18 protein-coding genes are annotated in these 21295 nt (G+C 73.7%); 17 read left to right on the forward strand and 1 reads right to left on the reverse strand.

Translation table 11 applies throughout. The features are described 5' to 3' along the window. Positions 1–46: 46 nt before the first annotated feature. The 16 genes from ACFV5H_RS15545 (at position 47) to ACFV5H_RS15620 (ending at position 19464) form a co-directional block, all read left to right on the forward strand. On the forward strand, positions 47–634 hold the full coding sequence (locus ACFV5H_RS15545; RefSeq protein ID WP_385046404.1) for a DUF5987 family protein: 588 nt from the start codon (positions 47–49) through the stop codon (positions 632–634). Further along, positions 631–2304 carry an FAD-dependent oxidoreductase gene (locus ACFV5H_RS15550; RefSeq protein WP_385046407.1) on the forward strand — a complete coding sequence of 558 codons (1674 nt, stop codon included), beginning with the start codon at positions 631–633 and terminating at the stop codon, positions 2302–2304. Before ACFV5H_RS15545 ends, ACFV5H_RS15550 begins: the two co-directional genes overlap by 4 nt. 129 nt (positions 2305–2433) lie before the next feature. Beyond that, entirely contained in the window at positions 2434–3471 is a 1038-nt protein-coding gene (locus ACFV5H_RS15555) for a carboxymuconolactone decarboxylase family protein (protein WP_385046410.1), read from the forward strand. 69 nt (positions 3472–3540) lie between these two features. Beyond that, a complete protein-coding gene (locus ACFV5H_RS15560) occupies positions 3541–4350 on the forward strand; it encodes a TIGR03084 family metal-binding protein (RefSeq protein ID WP_385046413.1) in 810 nt (269 codons plus the stop codon). 306 nt (positions 4351–4656) lie between these two features. Continuing rightward, positions 4657–5544, forward strand: coding sequence for a prephenate dehydrogenase/arogenate dehydrogenase family protein (locus ACFV5H_RS15565; RefSeq protein WP_385046415.1), 888 nt, complete (start codon positions 4657–4659; stop codon positions 5542–5544). Positions 5545–5585: 41 nt separating this feature from the next. Continuing rightward, positions 5586–5783: a DUF6059 family protein gene (locus tag ACFV5H_RS15570; RefSeq protein ID WP_073936186.1), complete on the forward strand. Its 198-nt coding sequence runs from the start codon at positions 5586–5588 to the stop codon at positions 5781–5783. Positions 5784–6012: 229 nt separating this feature from the next. Further along, positions 6013–7257 (forward strand): ATP-grasp domain-containing protein, encoded by a 1245-nt coding sequence (locus tag ACFV5H_RS15575; protein ID WP_385046418.1) that lies wholly within the window; start codon positions 6013–6015, stop codon positions 7255–7257. Then, a complete protein-coding gene (locus ACFV5H_RS15580) occupies positions 7254–8519 on the forward strand; it encodes an ATP-grasp domain-containing protein (protein ID WP_385195122.1) in 1266 nt (421 codons plus the stop codon). The genes ACFV5H_RS15575 and ACFV5H_RS15580 overlap by 4 nt, the downstream gene beginning before the upstream one ends. Before the next feature lie 23 nt (positions 8520–8542). Next, the gene (gene epsC, locus ACFV5H_RS15585; RefSeq protein WP_385046424.1) at positions 8543–9181 is read left to right on the forward strand and encodes a serine O-acetyltransferase EpsC; all 639 of its coding nucleotides are present in this window, start codon (positions 8543–8545) and stop codon (positions 9179–9181) included. A gap of 277 nt (positions 9182–9458) precedes the next feature. Continuing rightward, positions 9459–10412, forward strand: coding sequence for a cysteine synthase A (gene cysK / locus ACFV5H_RS15590; RefSeq protein ID WP_385195125.1), 954 nt, complete (start codon positions 9459–9461; stop codon positions 10410–10412). Next, positions 10409–11641 (forward strand): NikS protein, encoded by a 1233-nt coding sequence (locus tag ACFV5H_RS15595; protein ID WP_385195128.1) that lies wholly within the window; start codon positions 10409–10411, stop codon positions 11639–11641. Before cysK ends, ACFV5H_RS15595 begins: the two co-directional genes overlap by 4 nt. Positions 11642–11836: 195 nt before the next feature. Next, complete coding sequence (locus ACFV5H_RS15600) at positions 11837–13579, forward strand: non-ribosomal peptide synthetase (protein WP_385195131.1); 1743 nt, start codon at positions 11837–11839, stop codon at positions 13577–13579. 42 nt (positions 13580–13621) lie between these two features. Then, positions 13622–15028 carry a condensation domain-containing protein gene (locus ACFV5H_RS15605; RefSeq protein ID WP_385046435.1) on the forward strand — a complete coding sequence of 469 codons (1407 nt, stop codon included), beginning with the start codon at positions 13622–13624 and terminating at the stop codon, positions 15026–15028. Positions 15029–15110: 82 nt separating this feature from the next. Continuing rightward, complete coding sequence (locus ACFV5H_RS15610) at positions 15111–16349, forward strand: acyl-CoA dehydrogenase family protein (protein ID WP_385195134.1); 1239 nt, start codon at positions 15111–15113, stop codon at positions 16347–16349. 29 nt (positions 16350–16378) lie between these two features. Next, positions 16379–17626: a cytochrome P450 gene (locus ACFV5H_RS15615; protein ID WP_385046441.1), complete on the forward strand. Its 1248-nt coding sequence runs from the start codon at positions 16379–16381 to the stop codon at positions 17624–17626. A 215-nt stretch (positions 17627–17841) separates the two neighbouring features. Further along, positions 17842–19464 (forward strand): hypothetical protein, encoded by a 1623-nt coding sequence (locus tag ACFV5H_RS15620; RefSeq protein WP_385195136.1) that lies wholly within the window; start codon positions 17842–17844, stop codon positions 19462–19464. Between the two features lie 146 nt (positions 19465–19610). Here the strand turns inward: ACFV5H_RS15620 and ACFV5H_RS15625 are convergent, their stop codons facing one another. After that, positions 19611–20465, reverse strand: a complete 855-nt coding sequence (locus tag ACFV5H_RS15625; RefSeq protein ID WP_385046446.1) for a class I SAM-dependent methyltransferase — start codon at positions 20463–20465, stop codon at positions 19611–19613. Between the two features lie 62 nt (positions 20466–20527). Here ACFV5H_RS15625 and ACFV5H_RS15630 point away from each other — a divergent pair, with 62 nt between their 5' ends. Continuing rightward, a complete protein-coding gene (locus ACFV5H_RS15630) occupies positions 20528–21163 on the forward strand; it encodes a TetR/AcrR family transcriptional regulator (RefSeq protein ID WP_385195139.1) in 636 nt (211 codons plus the stop codon). Positions 21164–21295 lie beyond the last annotated feature (132 nt).

Genomic DNA, 21295 nt, shown 5'->3' on the forward strand with positions numbered 1-21295 from the left:
TTTTCACACCCCAGACGAATCCCACCAACGAGACCGGGAGGACGCGTTGCAGGCAACGGCAAGAATTCCCGAGCGCAGGGTCGACATCGGGGACGAGGCGACTCTCACCCTCGAGGCCTATGCGGACACCATCGTTCCCGGCGAGAAGCGCGGGCCCGACGACCGGGCGATAGCCGGCGCCGGCACCGGCGGAGGAGCGGTCGCCGCCGGCGCCCTGGACCTCCTGCGCTGGGACGCGACCGGCGTCGCCGACGGCCTGGAGGACCTGGCCGGCCTCGTCAACGGCCACGCCAGGACCCACGCCGCCGAGAACGGCCTGGAGCTGGACGACACGGTGCCGCCCTTCGTGGCCCTCGACTACGAGGACCGGGTGCGGCTGATCCAGACCCTGACCACCCCGGGCCACCCGGAGAAGGACTTCTGGGTCCTGCTCTCCCTGTTCTGCAACATGGCCTTCGACTCCGCCGCCCACCTGCACACCGCGCAGGCCGTCAGGGACGGCCACCCCGGCCTCACGGCGATGGGCATCACCGCCCCCGACGCCGACGGCCTGTGGCGGTTCGCGGACTTCGGCTACGGCCGCAAGCTGGCCGACCTCCACCCCGACACCACCCCGACCGGGAGCCCGGCATGAGCAACGCGATCGAGAAGACCGACGTCCTGGTCATCGGCAGCGGCTTCGGCGGCGCCATCACCGCCTACCACCTCGCCGCCGGCGGCGCGAAGGTCACCATCCTGGAACGCGGACCGTGGCTGCGCAGCACGGACTTCGAGCACGACTACAAGCTGGGTTCCTCCTACACACGGGCCTTCGACTTCGTCGTCGGCGACGGGATGAGCGTGCTGGGCGGCAACTGCGTCGGCGGCGGCAGCGTCGTCTACTTCGCGGCCATGCCGCGCGCCCCGCGCTTCGTCTTCGACCGCCAGGGCAGCATCGGCCGCCGGATGTGGCCGGCCGCCCTCAGCCGCGACACCCTCGACCCCTGGTACGACCGGATCGAGGAATCCCTCTCGGTGAGCAAGCAGGAATGGAGCGACGTCAGTTACGCCGGAGGACTGTGGGCCGCGGCCTGCAACCACGCCGGACGCACCGCCAACCCGCTCGCCGTCGCCGTCGACAACTCCAAGTGCGCCAACTGCAACTTCATGATGGCCGGCTGCCGCTTCGAGGCGAAGCAGTCGCTCACCGTCAACTATCTGCCGGCCGCGATCGCCCACGGGGCCGAGATCCGGCCCCTGCACGAGGTGCAGCACCTGACCCGGACCGCGGAAGGGGACTACCGGATCCACTACAACGTCGTCGACGACCAGGACTACCGGGTGCACCACGAGTCCGGCGTCATCGAGGCCAAGATCGTCGTGATGGCGGCCGGCGCCGCGGCCACCCCGGTCATCCTGCAGCGCAGCGAGGCCCACCTCGGGTCGATGCCGCACGCGGTCGGCCGCTACTTCTCCGGCAACGGGGAGCGGCTCAACACGGCCATCCTCAACGAGGACAAGGTCGCCGAACTCCTCGGCCTGTCCCGCGGCGACGGCGCACTGCCCTACGGCGCCAACGCGATCGGCAGAGGGCCGACCGTGGCCAGCTGGGACAAGCTGGACGGCTCACTGCCCGAGTACTCCCGCTACTCGCTGGAGCAGCTCTACTTCCCGCCGGGCCTCGGCACCATCCTCGCCCAGGTGCCCGACGCCACCGGGCCGACCTGGTTCGGCAGGGAGAAGAAGGAGATCCTCAAGAACTGGAAGTCCTGGCTGACGATCTTCTCGATGATCGAGGACGACAACGAGGGCGTCTTCGGCCCGCCGCCGGAGACCGGCAACGCCCTGCGCATCTCCCAGCAGATGCTCGGCCGCGGCAACCTCTCCTACCGGCCCACGAAGAACACCTGGCACGGCTGGAACCAGTCCGACGCGGAAGTGAAGGAGATCCTGGAGAAGGACGGCCTCGCCAAGGTGATGCCGTGGACCAACGACCTGGTCGGCGCCTACACCGTGCACCCCCTCGCCTCCTGCCGGATGGGCGACGACCCCCGCACCTCGGCCCTGGACGACACCAACGAACTGCGCGGCCACTCCGGTGTCTTCGTCACCGACGGGTCCGCGATCCCCGGGGCGCTCACCGTCAACCCGGCGATGACCATCGCCGCCGTCGCCGAACGCGCGGTCCCGCACATCGTGGCGGAGGCCCAGCGCAGGGGAGTGGCCGTGAGCTACGGAGCCCCGGCGCCCACCGGCTACAAGAGCGGCCGGAACGCGGTCCTGCCGCTGCTGCGCAACAAGCCCAGGCAGCCGGCCGGCGTGTGACCCGCACCGGCGGGCGCGCTTCCCGCCGACCGGTCAGTTGCTTCACAGGACTTTCCCTTCCCCGGTGGGTTGCTTCACGCAACCGGCCCGCGATTCCAGGAGACAGCGGTGCGACCACTCGTGAGAACCATGCTGAAAGGCTCCCTCAAGCAGATCCGGCACGTCACCGCGGTCCCGCGGCACGAGGCGAAGGGCCTGGTGGCCGACGTCTACGACCGGGCCGGCCGGGAGTTCGGGATCCTCGCGCCGCCGCTGGCACTGCACTCCCCGGCGCCCGAGACGCTCGCCGCCTGCTGGGTCCTGCTGCGCGAGACCCTCCTCGTCGACGGCCGGGCCGGACGAGCCGCCAAGGAGGCCGTCGCCACCGGTGTGTCGCAGGCCAACGAGTGCGCGTACTGCGTCGACGTCCACCGAGCCAAACTGCAGACCCTGACCGGGCCGGACACCGCGCCCCTGGCGGCCGTCACCGACTGGGCCCGCGGCCTCACCACCGCCGGCGGCCCGCCGCGGCCCGCGCCCTTCGCGGCCGAGCACGCCCCCGAACTGCTGGCCACCGCCGTCACCTTCCACTACCTCAACCGGATGGTCCGGCTGTTCCTGCCCGACTCGCCCGTGCCCGCCGCGGCCCCCAGGGCCGGACGCGGACCGGCCCTGCGGATCGTCGCACGGGCCATGCGCCCGGACACCGGCACCACGGTCACCGCCGGAGCCTCCCTCGGCCTGCTCCCCGCGGCACCGCTGCCCGCCGCGCTCGCCTGGGCCCGGCCCGAGCCGGCCGTCGCCGGGGCCCTGGCCCGCGCCGTCGCCTGCGTCGACGCGTCCGCCGAACACTGGGTCCCCGAGCCCGTACGCGAACTGCTGCACGCCGAACTCGCCGTCAGCGACGGCACACCGCCCGGCCCGAGCCGCGCCTGGCTCGACCCCCTCACCGACCGGCTCGCCCCCGACCAGCGGCCCGCCGCACGGCTGTCCCTGCTCGTCGCGCTCGCCCCGTACCAGATCACCGACGCGGACGTGACCGCGTTCCGGGCCGGCCGGCCCGGCGACCGCGAACTCGTCGAGCTCGCCGCCTGGGCGTCCCTGACCGCCGCCGTCCGCGCCGGAAGCCGCTTCGCCGCGCCCCTGCCCGACGCCCGCCCCACCCGCCCCGCACCCGCCGGCGGCTGACCGCCACACGCACACCACGAGGACACCCCCCGCATCCCCGCACCGACCCACCCCGAAGGAGCCCCGACCATGAGCAGCATCGACGACGTCCTGAAGGCCCTGACGACCGACATCGAGGAGACCGCCCGCCTCGTCGAAGACCTCGACGAAGCCGCCTGGAACACTCCGACACCCGCACCCGGCTGGCGCATCGCCGACCAGATCGCCCACCTGACCTTCATCTTCCACCTGGCCGGCACCGCCGCCTCCGACCCCGAGGCCTTCGCCCGGATCGCCGCCGGCGCCTCCCACGACTTCGACGGGGCCGTGGACGCGGCGCTGCGCCAGTTCAACCAGTTCCCGCCGGACCAGCTGCTGGCCCGCTTCCGCGCGTCGGGCCGGGCCTCCGTCGACGCGCTGGCCGCCGTCCCGGAGGGCGAGGTGGTGCCCTGGCTGGTCAACCCGCTGCCGCCCGCCGTGCTCGCCTCCGCGGGGATCATGGAGGTCTTCGGCCACGGGCAGGACATCGCGGACGCGCTCGGCGTGCGCCGCGAACCGACCGGGCGCCTGCGCCACCTGGTCTTCTTCGCCTTCCTCACCCGCGACTTCGGCTACCTCTCCCGCGGCCTGACCCCGCCGGCCGAGCCGTTCCGCATCGAGGTGACCTCACCCACCGGCGAACTGTGGGCCTTCGGCCCCGAGGACGCCACCGACCGGATCACCGGCCCGGCCGAGGACTTCTGCCTCCTGGTCACCCGCCGCCGCCACCGCGCCGACCTGGCCCTCGAGGCCGAGGGCACGGAGGCCGAACGCTGGCTCGACATCGCCCAGGCCTACCGCGGCCCGGCCGGAGAGGGCCGCCACCCGGGCCAGTTCGCGGAGCAGGGAGACGGACACTGAACCGCACCGCGGACACCGGCCGCCCGGTGACCGCGGCGGGCACCGTCCGCCCGGCCGCCCCCGCACCCCGCGTCCGCTCCCCACCAGCCGTCCCGCCCGGGTCAGCCCGCCGAGGGAGGAGGCGAGCACCGGTCCGCTCCGCGAGCACCGGTCCGCTCCGCGAGCACTGATCTGTCCCGCGAGCACTGATCCGCATCGCAGGCATTGCCCACCCGGTCACCGCCACGGGCACCGTCCGCCCGGCCGCCCCGCGCCCCGCGTCCGCTCCCCACCAGCCGTCCCGCCCGCATCCCACCAGGAGCCGACATGACACCCGCCTTCCTGCGCACCGCCGTCGTCATCGGCTGTGGTGTCACGGGCACCTCGATCGCCCTCGCCCTCACCGGGGCCGGGGTCGAGGTGGCCCTCGCCGACCAGGACGCGGACGCGGTCGACAGGGCGCGGCGGCTGGGGGCGGGCACGGCGTGGACCCCCGACCGTCCGCCCGCCGACATCGTCGTCGTCGCCACCCCGCCGTCCGCCGTCGTCGACGTCCTGCACGACGCCCAGGCCCGCGGCCTGGGCCACGTCTGCACCGACACCGCCGGAACCAAGGACATCGTCGCCGCCGAGGCCGAACTGCGCGGCTGCGACCTCAAGGGCTACGTCCCCGGCCACCCGCTGCCGGCCGGAGGCCCGGCGGGCCCGTCCGCCTCCCGGTTCGCCGGCCGGCCCTGGATCCTGTGCCCGTACGACACCACCCCCCGCTGGGCGCTGGCGACGGTCGCCGAGCTGGCCGCCCTGTGCGGCGCGGTCCGCCGCGACATGACACCGCAGGAACACGACCTGGCCATGGCCGCCGTCAGCCACGTGCCGTACGTGGTGGCGGCCGTCGTCGCGGGCGGACTCCTCGACGTCGACCCCGCCCTGCTGCCGCTCGCCGGCGACGAGCTGGCAGGCGTCGTACGGGCCGTCGCCGCCCTCCCCGGAGCCGGCAGCGACCTGCTGGCGCACAACGCGGGCCCGGTCGCCGACCGGCTCGACCAGGTGGCCGGCGCGCTGGCCGCCGCCGCCCGGATGCTGCACCGCGGCGAGGACACCGTGCCCGTCGAACTCGCCCTGCTGCTGGAGCTGGGAGAGCGGGGGCGGGCCGCGCTGGAGGCGGCCGGTGAGCACCGCACGGCCGAGGATGCCCACCGGCCGGACCGGATGTGACGGTCACCGGGACCCGACGCCGAACGAAGGATGGTCCGCCCGTGACCCGCCCCGTCTTCTTCCTGCACCCCGTCTACGAAGCCCTGTCCGCCTTCGGCTGGCTGTTCATCGGCCCCGTCCCGCTCGCCGAGCGGCGGCCACCGCTGACCGGCCCCGCGCCCCTGCACCCCGAGCGGCTGTGCCCCGAACGCCCCCTGACGCCCCTGGAGCACGCCCTGGACCGGCAGCTGACGGGCTGAGCGCCCCCGGCCCGGCTCTGCCGTGACGCCCGGCTCCCCCGCGCGGGGAGCCGGGCGCCGTCATGTCCCGGCAAGACCGTCCCGGCGCCGTTCGACTTGGCGAAGTCGGATGAACACCCAGGTCACAGCCACACTTCAGAGGCGCCGCACGGGCGAAGATGCCGCTTTCCCCGGCGCGGAAAACGATGAGTGGGCCGTCGCGAGACGTCCTACGAGAACGGAGCCCCGCATGACACACGGCGTGCCGAACAAGCGGTTGCTGATGGTGATGCCCTACAGCCAGTTCGTCCGCAAGGCCGCCCAGGCAGGGTTCGAGGTGTGGGCGATCTGGGACCCGGCCCTGCGCGAGCGGGCCTACCTCGACTCGGTCGCCGAGCACGCCCGCGAGCTGCTGCTGACCGACTTCTCCGACGAGGCGGCGCTGCGCGCCCTGATCGCCTCCACCGTCCGGGCCCACGACATCGGCACCGTGCTGCACCTGGGAGCGGAGAGCAGCATGGGCCCGGTCGTCGCCGAGGCGGAGGCGCTCGGGATCTCGCCCAACCCCGCCGCCGCCGTGCACCGCCTCAACGACAAGGGGGCGCTGCGCGCCCTGCTCGGCGAGCACGGGATCTCGCCCGTGCGCAGCGAACTCGTCCTCACCACGGAGGCGGTCGCCGCCGCCGTGTCGCGGCTGCCGCTGCCCGTCGTGGTCAAACCCACCCGGCTGTCCGGAAGCCGCGGCATCGCCCTGATCCGGGACGCCGCCGACCTCGAGGAGTGGACCGGCCGCGTCACCGCCGCGGGACACGCCGGACCGTATCTGGTGGAGGAGTACCTGCAAGGCCCGGAGTTCAGCGTCGAGACCCTGTCCGCCGGCGGCACGCACCACGTCATCGGCATCACCGCCAAGCGCACCACCGGCGCGCCCCTGTTCGTCGAGACCTCCCACATCCACCCGGCCTTCCTCGCCCCCGCCGACGACGCCGCCGTCCGCACCCTGGTGACCCGGCTGCTCGACGCCGCCGGCCTGGTCTTCGGGCCCGCGCACACGGAGGTGATCCTCACCGAGCACGGCCCGCGCGTCGTGGAGTCCCAGACGCGGCTGGGCGGCGACCGCATCCCCCAGCTCATCGAGACCGCCACCGGGTACGACATCGAGGCGGAGATCTTCCGCACCCTCGCGGGGGCCGACACCGAGCCGCCCACCGCCCTGCACACCGCGTCCGTCGGTTTCTTCCTGCTGCCGCCGGGGCGCCTGGCGGAGGTCCGCGGCCTCGACGCCGTACTGGCCCTGCCCTACGTGCACACCCTGCACTTCCCCCACGCCCCCGGCGACGAACTCCCGCCCACCACGAACTCCGCCACCCGTCACGGCTACGTCGTCGTCGACGCCCAGTCGCCGGCCGAGGCCGAGGAGCGCATCGCCCGCGTGCGTTCCCTGCTCGTCGCCGACGTGCGCGAAGCCACCGCCCCGAAGGGAACCCCGCGTTGAACCCCGCCCCGACCGTGCTGCTGATCGGCGGCGTCGACGCCCACCTGGAGCGCTTCCACGCGCTCGGGGCGAAGACCGTCCTGATCCAGCACCCCGACAAGATCACCCCGTACCAGAACAGCACCGCCCACGCGCTGCTGATGCTGGACTACACCGACTGGGAGACCGTACGGCCCTTCGCCGAGGCCGCCCGCGACGTCTACGGCGCCGACGCGGTGGTCTCCCTCACCGAACCCGGCCTCAACACCGCGAGCCGGCTGGCCGACCTGTTCGGGCTGAGCGACGGCAGGCGCTACGAGGCCAGCCGCCGGATGCGCGACAAGTACCTGATGCGCCGGCACCTCGCCGAGCGCGGCCTGCCCGTCCCCGAGCACGGCCTGGTCGACGATCGCGCCTCCCTGGCCGCCTTCGGCGAGCGGGCCGGCTACCCCTTCATCGTCAAGCCCGTCTCCACGACCGCCGGGTTCGGTCTGCTGCGCGTGGACGGCCCGCAGGACCTCGACGCCGTATGGGCGCGGATCGAACAGCTGCAGGGCGGGCGCACCGACCGCGGCTCCACCATGTTCACCGTCGACGGCTTCCTCATGGAGTCCTACATCGACGGCCCCGAGTTCAGCGTCGAGTCGCTCAGCTTCGCCGGCCGCCACGTCGTCGTCGCCGTCACCGAGAAGCTCACCGACGACGCCCACTTCGCCGAACTCGGCCACGTCGTGCCCGCCCGGCTCTCCGACACCGACCGGAGCCGGCTCACCACCGCGGTCCAGGACTTCCTCACCGCGATGGACGTCACCGACGGGCCGAGCCACACCGAGATCCGGCTCTCCGCCCGCGGCCCGATGGTCATCGAGTCCCACAACCGGCTCGGCGGCGGCCACATCCCGGAGCTGGTCCGCGCCGCCTACGGCATCGACCTGATCGCCTACGGGGCCGCCTGGCCGCTGGGCCTGACCGAGCCGCTGGCCGCACCCCCCGAGCCCACCGCGGCCGCCGTCACCCGTTTCGTGCTGCGCGAGCCCGGCACCGTCACCGCAGTCCACGGCGTCGAGGAGGTCGCCGCCCGGCCCGAGGTGCTGCTCGCCCAGGTCTCGGTCCGGCCCGGCGACACCGTACGGGAGCTGCGCGACAACTGGGACCGGCTCGGCAGCGTCGCGGTGACGGCCGCCGACCCCGACAGCGCGGTCCGGCTGTGCGAGCACCTGGTCCGCGAGGAGATCCGCATCGACGTCGCCCCGGCGGTCCAGGAGGAGCTGCGGGCGGCCTGAACGACCAGGAGGAGTTGACCACCATGTCCGTACGACGAGGACTGCTGACCACCCTGCGCGAGGACCTCGGCGTCGTCGTCGAACGGGACCCGTCCCTCGGCGGCCGCTGGGAGGCGCTGGGCCACACCGGGCTGTCCGCCCTGTGGGCCCACCGCGTCGCGCACCGGCTCCACCGCGGGCGCACCCGCTGGGCCGCACGGCTCGTCGCCCGTGTCGCGCGCCGCCGCACCGGGGTCGAGATCCACCCCGGCGCGCGGCTGGGCCGACGGGTCTTCATCGACCACGGCGCGTCCGTCGTGATCGGGCAGACGGCCGTCGTCGGCGACGACGTGACGATCTACCAGCAGGTCACGCTGGGGGCGGTCGGCTGGTGGGCGGACAACGCGCGCCCGCCCGGCGCCCGCCGGCACCCGGTGGTCGGCGACCGGGTCGTCCTCGGCGCCAACGCCACCGTGCTCGGTCCCGTCACGGTCGGCGACGACTGCCTGATCGGCGCCATGGCCACCGTCACGGACGACGTCCCGCCCGGCGCCCGCGTCTACGCGGCCCGCTCGACCGTCCGCCCCGCCCCGACGTCCGCCCCGGCCGTCGCCCACCCGGCCGGTGCGGCGCCGCCCGCCCTCGACGCCGTACGCCTGCTCGCCTCGGCGGGTTCCTGGTGAGCGGCCCCGACTCCGTCCGTCCCGACCGAAGTGGCGTCGCCCGCCCCGACGTCCGCCCTGGACGCCGTACGTCTGCTCGCCCCGGCCGGTTCCCGGTGAGCGGTCGTGAGATTGGGATGCGCCGCTCCGAATCCGTCCGTCCCGGCCGTAGCGGCACCGCCCGCGCTCGACGCCGTACGCCTGCTCGCCCCGGCCGGTTCCCGGTGAGCGCTCGTGGGGCGTGCCGTCCCGCCCCCGGCCGCCCGGCCGCCCGTTCCGTCCCGCCCTGGAGACTGCCGTGACCACCGCCGTCCGTACCGAACGCAACATCGCCGCCGGGCTCGAAGAGCTCATCGGCCACACCCCGTTGGTCCGTCTCGCCGTCGCCGGGGCCGCGCCCGGCGCCGAGGTGCTCGCCAAGCTGGAGTCCGCCAACCCCTTCGCCAGCAGCAAGGACCGTGCCGCCCTGGCGATGCTGCGCGGCGCCGAGGAGCGCGGTGACCTCGCCCCCGGCGGCACCGTGGTGGAGTCCACCTCGGGCAACACCGGCATCGCGCTCGCGGCCATGGCGGCCAGACGCGGCTACCGCTGCATCGTCGTCCTGCCCGACAGCGCCACCCCCGAGCGGATCGGCCTGCTGAACGCGCTGGGCGCCGAGGTCGTGCAGACGCCCAGCGCCGAGCGGTTCGCGGGGGCCATCGCCAAGGCGGAGGAGATCCAGGCCGCGACCCCCCGTTCCTGGTACGTGCGCCAGCACGAGAACCCCGACAACGTCCGCGCCCACTACGAGAGCACCGGACCGGAGATCTGGGCCGACACCGGCGGCCGCGTCGACGTGCTCGTCGCGGGCGTCGGCACCGGCGGCACCCTCACCGGAGCCGGACGCTACCTGCGGGAACACAACCCCGGCCTGGAGATCGTCGCCGTGGAACCGGAGAACTCCCCGGTGCTGTCCCGGGGGTACGCCGGCACCCACCGCATCCCCGGCCTCAACGGCGGCTTCGTGTCGCCCACCACCGACGTCGACCTCATCGACGAGGTGATCACCTGCCCGGACGAGGCCGCCCTCGAGACCGCCCTCGCCCTGGTGCGCGAACAGGGCCTGTTCGCGGGGGTCTCCTCCGGCGCCGCCGTGTACGCGGCGGCCCTCCTCGCACGGCGGCCCGAGTCCGCGGGCAAGTCCGTCGTCACGATCCTGCCCGACACCGGCGAGCGCTACGTCAGCATCTTCACCGAAGGGTCCCCCTCATGACCACCCTGGTCCTGCACCGCGGCTCCCTGCGGGCCAACCCCTACGAAAACTGGCTCGCCGGCCGGGACGAGAAGATCGTCCTGCTCGGCTCGGCCGAGCAACTCGCCCTGTTCGGCGAGGAGTTGCCCACCACCGCGCCCTACCTGCACGCCGAGGTGCTGCCCGACTACGACACCAGTGACCGCGTCGCGGAACGGGCCGCCGAGCTCATCGAGGAGTTCGGCGTCACGGACCTCGTGGCCTGCCAGGAGTTCGACATCGAGCGCGCCGCCGTGCTGCGCGAGCGGTACGGGCTCCCCGGCCAGCGGCCGGACACCGCGCTCGTCTACCGCGACAAGTGGGAGATGAAGCAGGCGGCCGTACGGGCCGGCATCAAGGTCGCCGACCACGCCCTGCTGCACACGGCCGCCGACCTCACCGCCTTCGCCGGCCGTCACGGACTGCCCGTGGTGGTCAAACCGCGCCGCGGCGCCCTGTCCGTCGGCGTGGCCGTCCTGCGCACGGACGGGGAACTGGCCGCATGGCTCGACACCGCCGAGCTGACCGGCCCGGACGGCGAGCCGCAGTGGCTGGCCGAGACGTTCGTCGAGGGCTCCATGTGCCACATCGACGGCACCGTCCTGGACGGGCGGATCGCCACCCTGTGGCCCTCCCGCTACCTGTACGCGCTGGCGAACTTCCGCGACCGCGCGGGCCGGGTCGACATCGCCCTCGACGTCGCCGATCCGCTCACCCGCAGGCTCACCGAGTTCGGCGAGCGGATCCTGGAGGCCTTCGGCGGACCCGAGCACTTCGCCTTCCACATCGAGGTGTTCCACACCGACGACGACGAACTCGTCCTGTGCGAGGCCGCCTCGCGCGCGGGCGGGGCCGGGGTGCGCGACGTCCAGCGCGCCCTGTTCGGCTTCGACCCCATGGAGTACCCGGTGCGCCGCCAGCTGGGACTGCCCGTGGACCACGAGGGCCGGGCCGACCCCGGGCAGATCGCCGGACAGCTGCTGTTCACCAAGCGGCCGGGCGTGCTGCGCGCCCTGCCCGACCCGGCGACCCTGCCGCCGGGCGTCCTGAAGTACACGACGTACGCGCAGGTCGGAGAGCGGGTGCCCGAGGCCTCGCACTCCGGGGACTTCCTCGTCGCCTTCGTGATCGCGGGCGCGGACCGGGCCGAGTGCGAGGCCCGCATCCGGGCCGCCGAGGCCTGGTTCACCGCCGGACTCGACATCGGCTGAGCCACCGACCTGACCAAGTACACGCGTCGTGCGCACCGGTGCGGGGCGCGGCAATCCAGGAGATGCCGCGTCCCGGACCGCTGTGTGACCGTTCCGGCAGAGCCGGGGGCACGGCGACATCCGCCGCCCGGAGGGCCGATCGGATGGGACAACGCCTTGGTCAGCACATCGATTCAGCAGCGATTCGCCGCGCAGGTGAGCTCGACACCGGACGCCGTGGCCGTCTCGGCGCCCCTGGACGGCACCACCCTGACCTACCGTCAGCTCGACGAGCGGGCCAACCGGCTCGCGCACCGGCTGATCGGCCTCGGCGTGCGCCCGGGCGACCCGGTCGCCGTGCTGATGGAACGCTCCCCCGAGGTCGTCGTCGCCCTGCTGGCCGTACTGAAGGCCGGCGGCGCCTACCTGCCCCTGCACAGCGCCTACCCGCTCGCCCGGATGCAGCAGATCACCGACCGCGCCGGGGCGCCCGTACTGCTGACCGACGCCGCGCTGCGCTCGCGCGGACTGCCGCGGGCCGGCGAAGTCGTCGAGCCCGCCACCGACCCGGCGGTGGCCGCCGCACCCGCCACCGACCCGGGCATCGCGTGCGACCCCGACGCCGTGGCCTACGTCATCCACACCTCGGGTTCCACCGGCGCGCCCAAGGGCGTGGAGGTCACCCACCGCGGTGTGCTCGCGTTCACCGCCGACTCCTCCTGGTCCGAGGCGCACCGGCGGATCCTGTCCCTGGCCCCCTACGCCTTCGGCGTCTCCACGTACGAGATCTGGGTGCCGCTGCTGCGCGGCGGCCGTGTCGTCCTGGCCCCGCCGGGCGAGCCCGACGTGGCCACCGTCCGCCGGCTCCTCACGGACGAGTCCATCACCGCCCTGCACGTGACGGCCGGACTCTTCCGCGTCTTCGCCCAGGAGGCCCCCGACCTCTTCGCCCCGGTCCGGGAGGTGCTCACCGGCGGCGACGTCATCGCCCCGACGGCCGTACGGCGGGTGCTCGACGCCTGCCCGGACACCGTCGTACGGGCCATGTACGGCGCCACCGAGCTCACCGCCTTCGCGGCGCACACGACGATGACCGCCGCCTGCCCGCCGGACGGCCCGGTCCCCGTGGGCCGGCCGATGGACGGGGTGGAGTTCCGGCTCCTCGGACCCGGCCTGGACCCCGTGCCCGACGGGGAGACCGGCGAACTGTACGTCGCGGGCGACCGGCTGGCCCGCGGCTACCACCACGACACCGCCCTGACGGAGGACCGCTTCGTCACCGACCCCGCCGGTACGCGCATGTACCGCACCGGCGACCTCATGCGGCGTACCGCCGACGGGCGACTGGAGTTCGCCGGACGCGTCGGCGACCAGGTCAAGATCCGCGGTTACCTCGTGGAGCCGGGCGAGGTGGAGCACGTCCTGGCCCGCCAGGACGGCGTGGCCGACGTCGCCGTCGTCGCCCGGGACGACGGCCCCGGCGGGGACAAGCGGCTCGTCGCCTACGTCGTACCCGGCCACCCCGACGGCACCGGCCCCGACGGCCTGCGCGCCGCGGTCGCCGCCCTGCTGCCCGACTACATGGTGCCCGCCGCCTTCGTCGTGCTCGACGCCCTGCCCCTGACGCCCAACGGCAAGCTGGACCGCGCCGCGCTGCCCGCACCCGAACGGCCCGCACCGGCACCGGTACCGGAGACCGACGAGCTCACGCCCGGCCGGCAACTGCTGTGCGACCTGTTCGCCCGCGCGCTCGGCCTCGACGCGGTCGGCCCCCACGACAGCTTCTTCGAACTGGGCGGCGAGTCCCTCCAGGCGATCCGGCTGGCCGGCCGCATCGGGGCCGAGCTGGGCGTCGAGGTGTCCGCCGCGGACATCCTCAGCCACCCGACCGTCGCCGAACTCGAAACCCTGCTGCGGGACCAGACGCCCGCCCCCCTCCAGGCCCACCAGGCCCATTAGGTACGACGCGGTCGTCCACGACCGGGAAAAGGATTGGTCACCTTGAGCATCACCACCGCAGCGCCGCAGACCGACGACGGCACCGCCCGGCGGATCCCGCTGTCGTACAACCAGCAGTTCCTGCGCGCCTTCGACAAGGGCGAGACGGACGGCGCCTTCGGCCACCGGCACACCCTGGTGTGCGGCTGGCGCGTCACCGGCGCCGTCGACACCGACGCCCTGCAGCGTGCCCTCGACGACGTGGTCGAACGGCACGAGGTGCTGCGCACCGCCGTGGTCGGCGACGACGAGGGCGGCCACCAGGTCGTCCACCCGCCCGCGCCGGTCGCCCTGGAGGTCACCGACCTGCCCGACGCGGACACCTCGCGCGACGTGCGCGCCGAGGAGTTCCTGAACGACCTCGACGCCGCCCCGTACCCGGTGCGCGAACTGCCCCACCTGCGGGCCTTCCTGGGCCGCTTCGACGCCACCGACGCCGTCCTCGTGCTCGCCACCCACCACACGTCCACCGACGCCTGGTCCCTCCAGGTCCTGATGCGCGACCTGGTGGCCGCCTACCGCGCCCGCGCGGCCGGCGGCACGGCCGAGCAGGGCGAGGCGGCCCAGTACCGGGAGTTCGCCCGCTACCAGCAGGAGAACGCCGACAGCGGCCGCATCGACCAGGCCCGCGCCTACTGGCGCGAGCGCCTCGCCGGAGCCGAGATCACCGGCATCACCTCCGACCGCCCGGCCCAGGCGGACCTGCCGAGCGCGTACGGCGTGCACCGCTTCGTCTTCGACGCCGAACTGTCCAGGAAGGTCGTGGAGTTCGCCCGCGCCGAGCGCTGCACCCCCTTCATGGTGCTGGCCGCCGCCTACAGCGTGCTGCTGCGCCGGCGCACCGGCACCACCGACGTCGTCTTCCCGACCTTCTCCTCGGGCCGCTACGAGGAGCGGTTCGCGGACTCGGTCGGCCCGTTCTTCAACTTCGTGCCGATCCGCATCGACACCGGCGACTGCACCACCCTCGCCGACGTCCTCGACCGCTCCCGCGCGGCCTGCGTGGGCGCCTACCGCAACGAGATCCCCTTCGCCCGCATCGCCGAGGACAGCCCGGCTCTGCTCGCACCGTTCGCCGACGGCTTCCTCGCCGTCGTCGCCTTCGAGGTGCTCCAGTCGGCGTTCCCGCTCGACGGCGAGGACGGCGGGGACGGCAAGGACGCCAAGGTGACGGACGGCCCGCGCTTCACCGAGATCCGGCGCCGCACCCTGTCGCAGCGGGTCAGCTCGGCCATCCCGGACGGCGGCCTGTGGGCCATGGACGTCCTTCCCGGCGGAGAGCTCGCGGGCAGCCTGAAGTTCGACCACAACCGCTTCGACGAGCGCACCGCCCGCGAACTGGTGGAGCAGTTCCGGCACCTGCTCGCGGCCCTGAGCGGCGCCCCGCAGACACCGCTGGCGAAGCTGTGACGACCTCGACGGCCCCGCAGACGACCCCTTCGACCTCGACTTCGACCTCGACTCCGACTTCGACGCAAGAGGACCGATCCCGATGACTTCCACCCTGCCCGAGACGTTCGCCCCGCGCGCGGCCGTGCCGGAGCCGGACCTCACCCCGGACGAGATCGTCGCCCGCGCCGAGGAACTGGCGGCCGGCCTGCCCGCCCGGCAGGCCGAGACGGAGCGGCGCGGTTATTACGCGGAGGACACCCACGAGGCGTTCGTCCGCGCCGGCTTCTACCGCATCCTGGTCCCGCGCCGGTACGGCGGCTACGAGTTCGGCCCGGCGACCTTCATGAAGGTCGCCACGACCCTGGCCCGCGGCTGCCCGTCGACCGGCTGGATGTACCTGTTCGGCGCGGCCCACGCGCTGGTCGCCGCGACCCTGTTCGACGAGCGCACCCAGGCCGAGCTGTTCGCCGGCGGCGACTTCGTCTGCCCGGCCACGGTCGCCCCCGCCGGCGGCGCGACCCGCGCCGAGGACGGCTCCTGGCTGCTGGACGGCGTCTGGAACTACTGCTCGGGCGCCCCCTACGCCACCCACTTCATCGGCCACACCCTCGTCTTCGACGACCCCGACGGGCCGCCCGCGCCGATGCTGTTCATCGCCGAACGGTCGCAGTTCGAGCGCCTGGACGACTGGGGCGACCAGCTCGGCCTCAAGGGCAGCGGCTCGCACAGCATCCGCATCCAGGGCGCCCGCATCCCCGCCCACCGCACCCTGCCCGGCCACCTCAGCCAGATCCCGGTCACCGACGAGCTGCCGGGACGCACCCTGCACGGCCCCGAGTACGGCGGCGGACCGCTCAGCTTCATGCTGCTCGAACTCGGCGCGCTGGCCGTCGGCATGGCCCAGGGCGCCCTCGACGCGTACGAGGAGCTGATGCGCACCCGTACCACCACGTTCTTCCCGATCGTCCCGCGCACCGAGGACCCGGACTTCCAGTTCCGCTTCGGCGAGGCCACCGGCATGATCGCCACCGCCGACGCGGCGATGACCGAGGCCGTACGCCAGTGGGAGCAGCTCTGCCTGAAGGACGCGGCGGCCTTCACCCGCGAGGAGGAGCTGCGGCTGGCCACCATCAGCCGTGAGGTGGTCCGCCTGTGCTGGAGGGCCGTCGAGGGCCAGCTCTTCCCGACGGCGGGCTCCAGCTCCGTACGCGCGGGGGAACGCGTCGAACGGGTCTGGCGCGACCTGTCGACGCTGCACAGCCACGCCGGCAACGGCGTCTTCCTCGCCTCGCACGCCGGCCGGGAACTGGCCCGCGCGCACTTCGGCACCGGACAGTGACCGCCCCTTCTGCAGACAGGGAAAATCCCATGGAGCAAGGCTGCCCCTTCGCCCTCGACACCACCGGGCGGGACATCCACGGCGAGGCCGCCGTCCTGCGGGACCAGGGGCCCGCAGTCCAGGTGGAACTGCCCGGCGGTGTCCTCGCCTGGTCGCTGAACGGCCACGACGTCATCAAGAAGGTGCTCGGCGACCCGCGGGTCACCAAGAGCGCCCGCAACCACTGGCCCGCCTTCCGGAACGGTGAGATACGGCCCGACTGGGAGCTGATCAGCTGGGTGGCCATGGACAACATGGTCACCGCCTACGGCAAGAACCACGTCCGGCTGCGCAAGCTGACCGGCAAGGCGTTCAGCCCGCGGCGCACCGAGGCGTTCCGCCCGCGCGTGGAGGAACTCACCGACCAGCTCCTCGACGGCCTGGCGCAGACCGCGCCCGGCGAGGTGGTGGACCTGCGCGAGCGGTTCGCCTACCCGCTGCCCGCGCGCCTGGTCGCCGACCTGATCGGCATGCCCGAGGAGGCCCGCGCCAAGACCGCCAAGGTCATCGACGCCATGGTGGACACCACCATCACCCCCGAGCAGGCCCAGGCCGTGCTCGCCGGCTGGCGCGGCGCGATGGCGGACCTGATCGCCGACAAGCGGCGCGAGCCCGGCGAGGACATCACCAGCGACCTCGTGGCCGCCCGCGACGAGGACGGTTCGCGGCTGACCGAGGAGGAGCTGACCGACACCATCTTCGCGATCCTCGGCGCCGGCTCCGAGACCACCATCAACTTCTTCGACAACGCCATCACCGCGCTGCTGTCGGACCCCGCGCAGCTCGAGCTGGTCCGCTCCGGGCAGGCCACCTGGGACGACGTGATCGACGAGACGCTGCGCGTGGAGTCGCCCCTGGCCCACCTGCCGCTGCGCTACGCAGTCGAGGACATCGAGCTCGACGGCGTCACCATCCCCAAGGGCGACCCGATCCTGGTCAACTACAGCGCCGTGGGCCGCGACCCGCGACTGCACCCGGACGCCCCCGGCTCCTTCGACCTCACCCGGACGGACAAGGAGCACCTGTCCTTCGGATTCGGCCCCCACTACTGCCTCGGCGTGGGCGTGGCCCGCCTGGTGGCCCGCACCGGCCTGTCCCGCCTCTTCGCCCGCTTCCCCGACCTGTCACTGGCCGTCCCCCGGGAGGAACTCCAGCCCCTGCCGACCTTCATCATGAACGGCCACCGCGCCCTGCCGGTCCGCCTGACGGTCCCGGCACTGGTCACCACCGGCTCCTGAGCACGCCGGCCGTCCGGTGACGGGAGCGTTTCTCCCGGCATGAGGCCGTCCGCGCGGTGTTCCCGCCGGGAGGAACGCTCCCCTTCGTGGTGCCGACCCGAACTGTCACGTCCCGGAGAGAAACCGCCCCGCTCCCCGGGCGTTCACCAGGTGACGCCGTTCGGTCCTCGCGGGCCGGCGGCGGGTACCGGGGACACATCGGGAGGGAGAGCGGGATGACACAGGCCGCGGTGGGCGATCCGGGCGAGCGGGTGCCGGGGCGCTGGTGGACGGTGCGTCTGGACGCCGTCGGCCGGGGCAGTACGGCCGTGCGCGTCACGTGCAGCCGCCCCGCCTGCGCCGAACAGCGCCTGGCGTCCACGGCCGACGGCCGCGCGGCCGCGGTCGCCCACCTCAAGGCCCATCTGCGCGCCGTCCCCGTCCCCAGGGCCGAGGCGTACTGCGCGTGCCGGGCCGAGAGCTGCCGCACCCATCTGCCCGACACCACCGGCCGCCCCGCGCGCGCCGAACCCTGGCGGTGCGGCGGCCCGGTCGTCCTCGCGGTCGTCACCGACCGGGAAGGGCGCTGGTGGCAGGCGATGGAGTGCTGCTCGCGGTGCGCGGCCGCCACCCCCGGGGCGAAGACCGTGGGCACCTCCCGGACGCCCGCCCCGCGGACCGCCGAACGCCCGTCCTCCGCAGCCACGGGCGTGGGCGCGCCGCGGTTCTCCGACCACCAGGCCCCCGTGCCCACGGGCGTGGGCGCGCCGCAGTTCTCCGATCATCAGCCCCCCGCCGGGACGACGGCTCCGGCCCCGACCCCCCGCTCCGTACCCGCGCGGCGCCGCCCACGGCAGGGGAGGATCGCCCAGCGGGTCGTCCCGCACGACCTGCTGCCCGACACCCTGCGGGACGAACTCACCGAACTCGGCGACCTCTTCCGCGCCTACCAGCGGCGCGAACAGCCCGACCTGGCGATCCTGGCCGACCTCCAGGAACGCAAGGCCCGCGCCTTCACCACCTGGGCCGCCGTCACCGGCGACGACGACCTGCGGGAGGAGGCCCGGCGCGCCGAGCAGGCCGCCGCCACCATCCGCTCCCAGCACCAGCAGCGCACCGGCGGCGTCACGTACGGCGACGGGCCGGCCGTGACGCGGCTGCTGACCGTACCGACGCAGTGGGAGCACGCGCGCTCCGTCCTCGCGCACGTGGCCGACCACGCCCCGCTGCCCGGACCGGAGGCACGGCTGCTGGTGCTGATGCTGACCCTGCGCACCGCGTACACCGGCACCGGCAACCTCGTCGGCCAGGACGTCAACGCGCTGGGCCTGACCGATCCGCGGGACCTGGTGGAGAAGCTGACCGGCTGCGGCTGGCTGTCCCTCCCCGGCACCGTCGACGACCTGCTCGCCTCCCGGCCGGAGAACCCCACCCCGATCACCGTTCCCTCCCTGGTGCCCCCCGAGGACGGGACGGGCCCGTTCACGTTCGGCAGGAAGATGCGGCCCAAGCTCTCCGGCTGGGCCCAGCGGGTCGTGACGGACAAGAAGCTCCGCAAGACCAAGGCCACCGCCGGCACCCGGCTGCTCGCCCTGACCCTGGCCACCCGGGCCGACGCCTCGGGCCGCCTCGGCCCCGACGGCCAGGGCGTCCCCCTGGACACCCTCACCCCCCGGACGCCGGCCGACCCCGACGAACTACGTCACCTGATCGACCGCCTGACCACAGCGGACTGGCTCACCGACCCCACCCTCACCGACACCCACCTCACCGGCCGACTGACCGAACGCGTCCTGCCCCTCACCTGCCCCCTTCTCCAGGACCCGGCTCCCCGATCGGGATCGGAGCCGGACGAGTGATGCCGCCGCGGTGACGGTGCCGAGCATGCTGAAGCGGCATGTCCCGGGTGCCGTCGGCTGATCACAGCGCGTGTCGTCCGTGGACGGTCCGCCACGGCCCGAAGCGTTCCGGCGGCTCACGCCACCGCACGCCGGTGCCCGATGCGTCACTCGCCCGGACGGACACGCTCACGCGTCGCTGTGACGATCCAGACCGCCCCGGGGATGCGGACACCGTCTGCGGTCTCGAACTCCGTGAGGGCGTCGTGCACTTCGGCCCGGATGCGGGTGACGGTCGCCGGGTCGACATCGCGCAGGTTGTAGCGCGTCGGGCCCATGGAGAAGATGAAGTCGACGGCGTCGCCCGCGTCGGCGCCGAAGGTCATGGGCGCCTCGACCGGAGCCACCTCGATGTCGGTGAACCCGCCGGCGGCGAGCACTCGGCGGATGCGCGCCGGGTCGAGGAGCGACCCCATACCCCTGGAGGCGGGGGACGCCTCGCGCAGGAACGGCGAGAGTGCGGCGGTCGCGCGGGCGTAGGCGCTGTCCGGGCCCGCGGGCTGCGGCCCCAGGAACGCGAGGCGGCCGGCGGGCACGAGCGCGTGCCCGAGATGGGTGAAGGCCGCGACGTGGTCGGCGAAGAACATGACACCGCCGCGGCTGACGAGGACGTCGAATCCGCGGTCGGGGAACGGATGCACCTGTGCGTCCCCCTGTTCGAAGGTGACGTTGTCGAGGCCTTCCGCGGCCGCGTCACGGCGGGCACGTTCCAGCATCGGCGCGGACAGGTCGACACCCACGACGTTCCCGTCGTGGGCCCGTCGCGCCGCGAGGCGCGTCGTCTGGCCGGTGCCGCAGCCGACGTCGAGGACCCGGTCCCGGGCTGTGATGTCCGCGGCGGCGAAGAGGGGCGCGTTGAACGAGCCCATCATCCCGTTGTAACGCTCGGGGTGTTCGGCCCAGAGGACGCCCTCCCAGTCGTTCCACGCCTCTGCCTGCTGACGGTTGGCGATCGTGTGCACGGCTTGCCCTCCGACGATTGGAGTCAACCTCTAGAGTTCAACTCTAGATATAAGCTCCAGTCATGGGTGAAGGCAAGGGGAAGCAGGGCGGCAAGGCTCAGGAGACACGGCGACGGATCATCGAGGCGGCCGGCGCGCTCTTCGTCGAGCAGGGCTACGGGGCGACCAAGCTGCAGGAGATCGCCGACCGGGCAGGGGTGGCGGTGCAGACCGTCTACTTCGTCTTTCGCAACAAGCCCTCGCTGCTCAAGGAACTCGTCGATGTCACGATCGCGGGCGACGACGAACCCGTGCCGACGATGGAGCGGCCCTGGTTCACGGAGGTCACGACCGCGCCCACCGCCGAGTCCGCGCTGGCCGCGCTGGTCGCCGGCACCCGCAGGACACTCGAACGCGTCGCGGCCGTCAACGAGATGGTCCGCGCCGCGACAGCGACCAACCCGGAGATCCGGGAGTTGTGGCCGGACCGGACGGACCCGCGGTACACGGTGATCGCGACAGCGGCGAAGTCCCTGACCGAGAAGCCGGGCGCCCGCACCGCCGTCCCCGTCGAAGAAGCGGCGGACATCGTCTACGCCATCCTCAGCCCGGAGCTCTTCCTGGTCCTCACCCGCGACCGCGCGTGGCCACCGGCCAAGTGGGAGCAATGGGCGTACGACACCCTCGGCTCCCAGCTGTTGGCCGACGACGGGCTCTGAACGGCTCCGCCTCCGAGGGCGCTCGAGGAGACAGGGCCCGGCGCCCGGCTCGTCCTCGAGTGCGAGGCGGTGGAGCAGGCCCGGCCGGCGCTCCTCCGGCTTCCCGCAGGCCCCCGGCCCGCAGATTTCCGG

Source organism: Streptomyces sp. NPDC059787, from assembly GCF_042732315.1.
Lineage (GTDB): Bacteria > Actinomycetota > Actinomycetes > Streptomycetales > Streptomycetaceae > Streptomyces > Streptomyces atrovirens.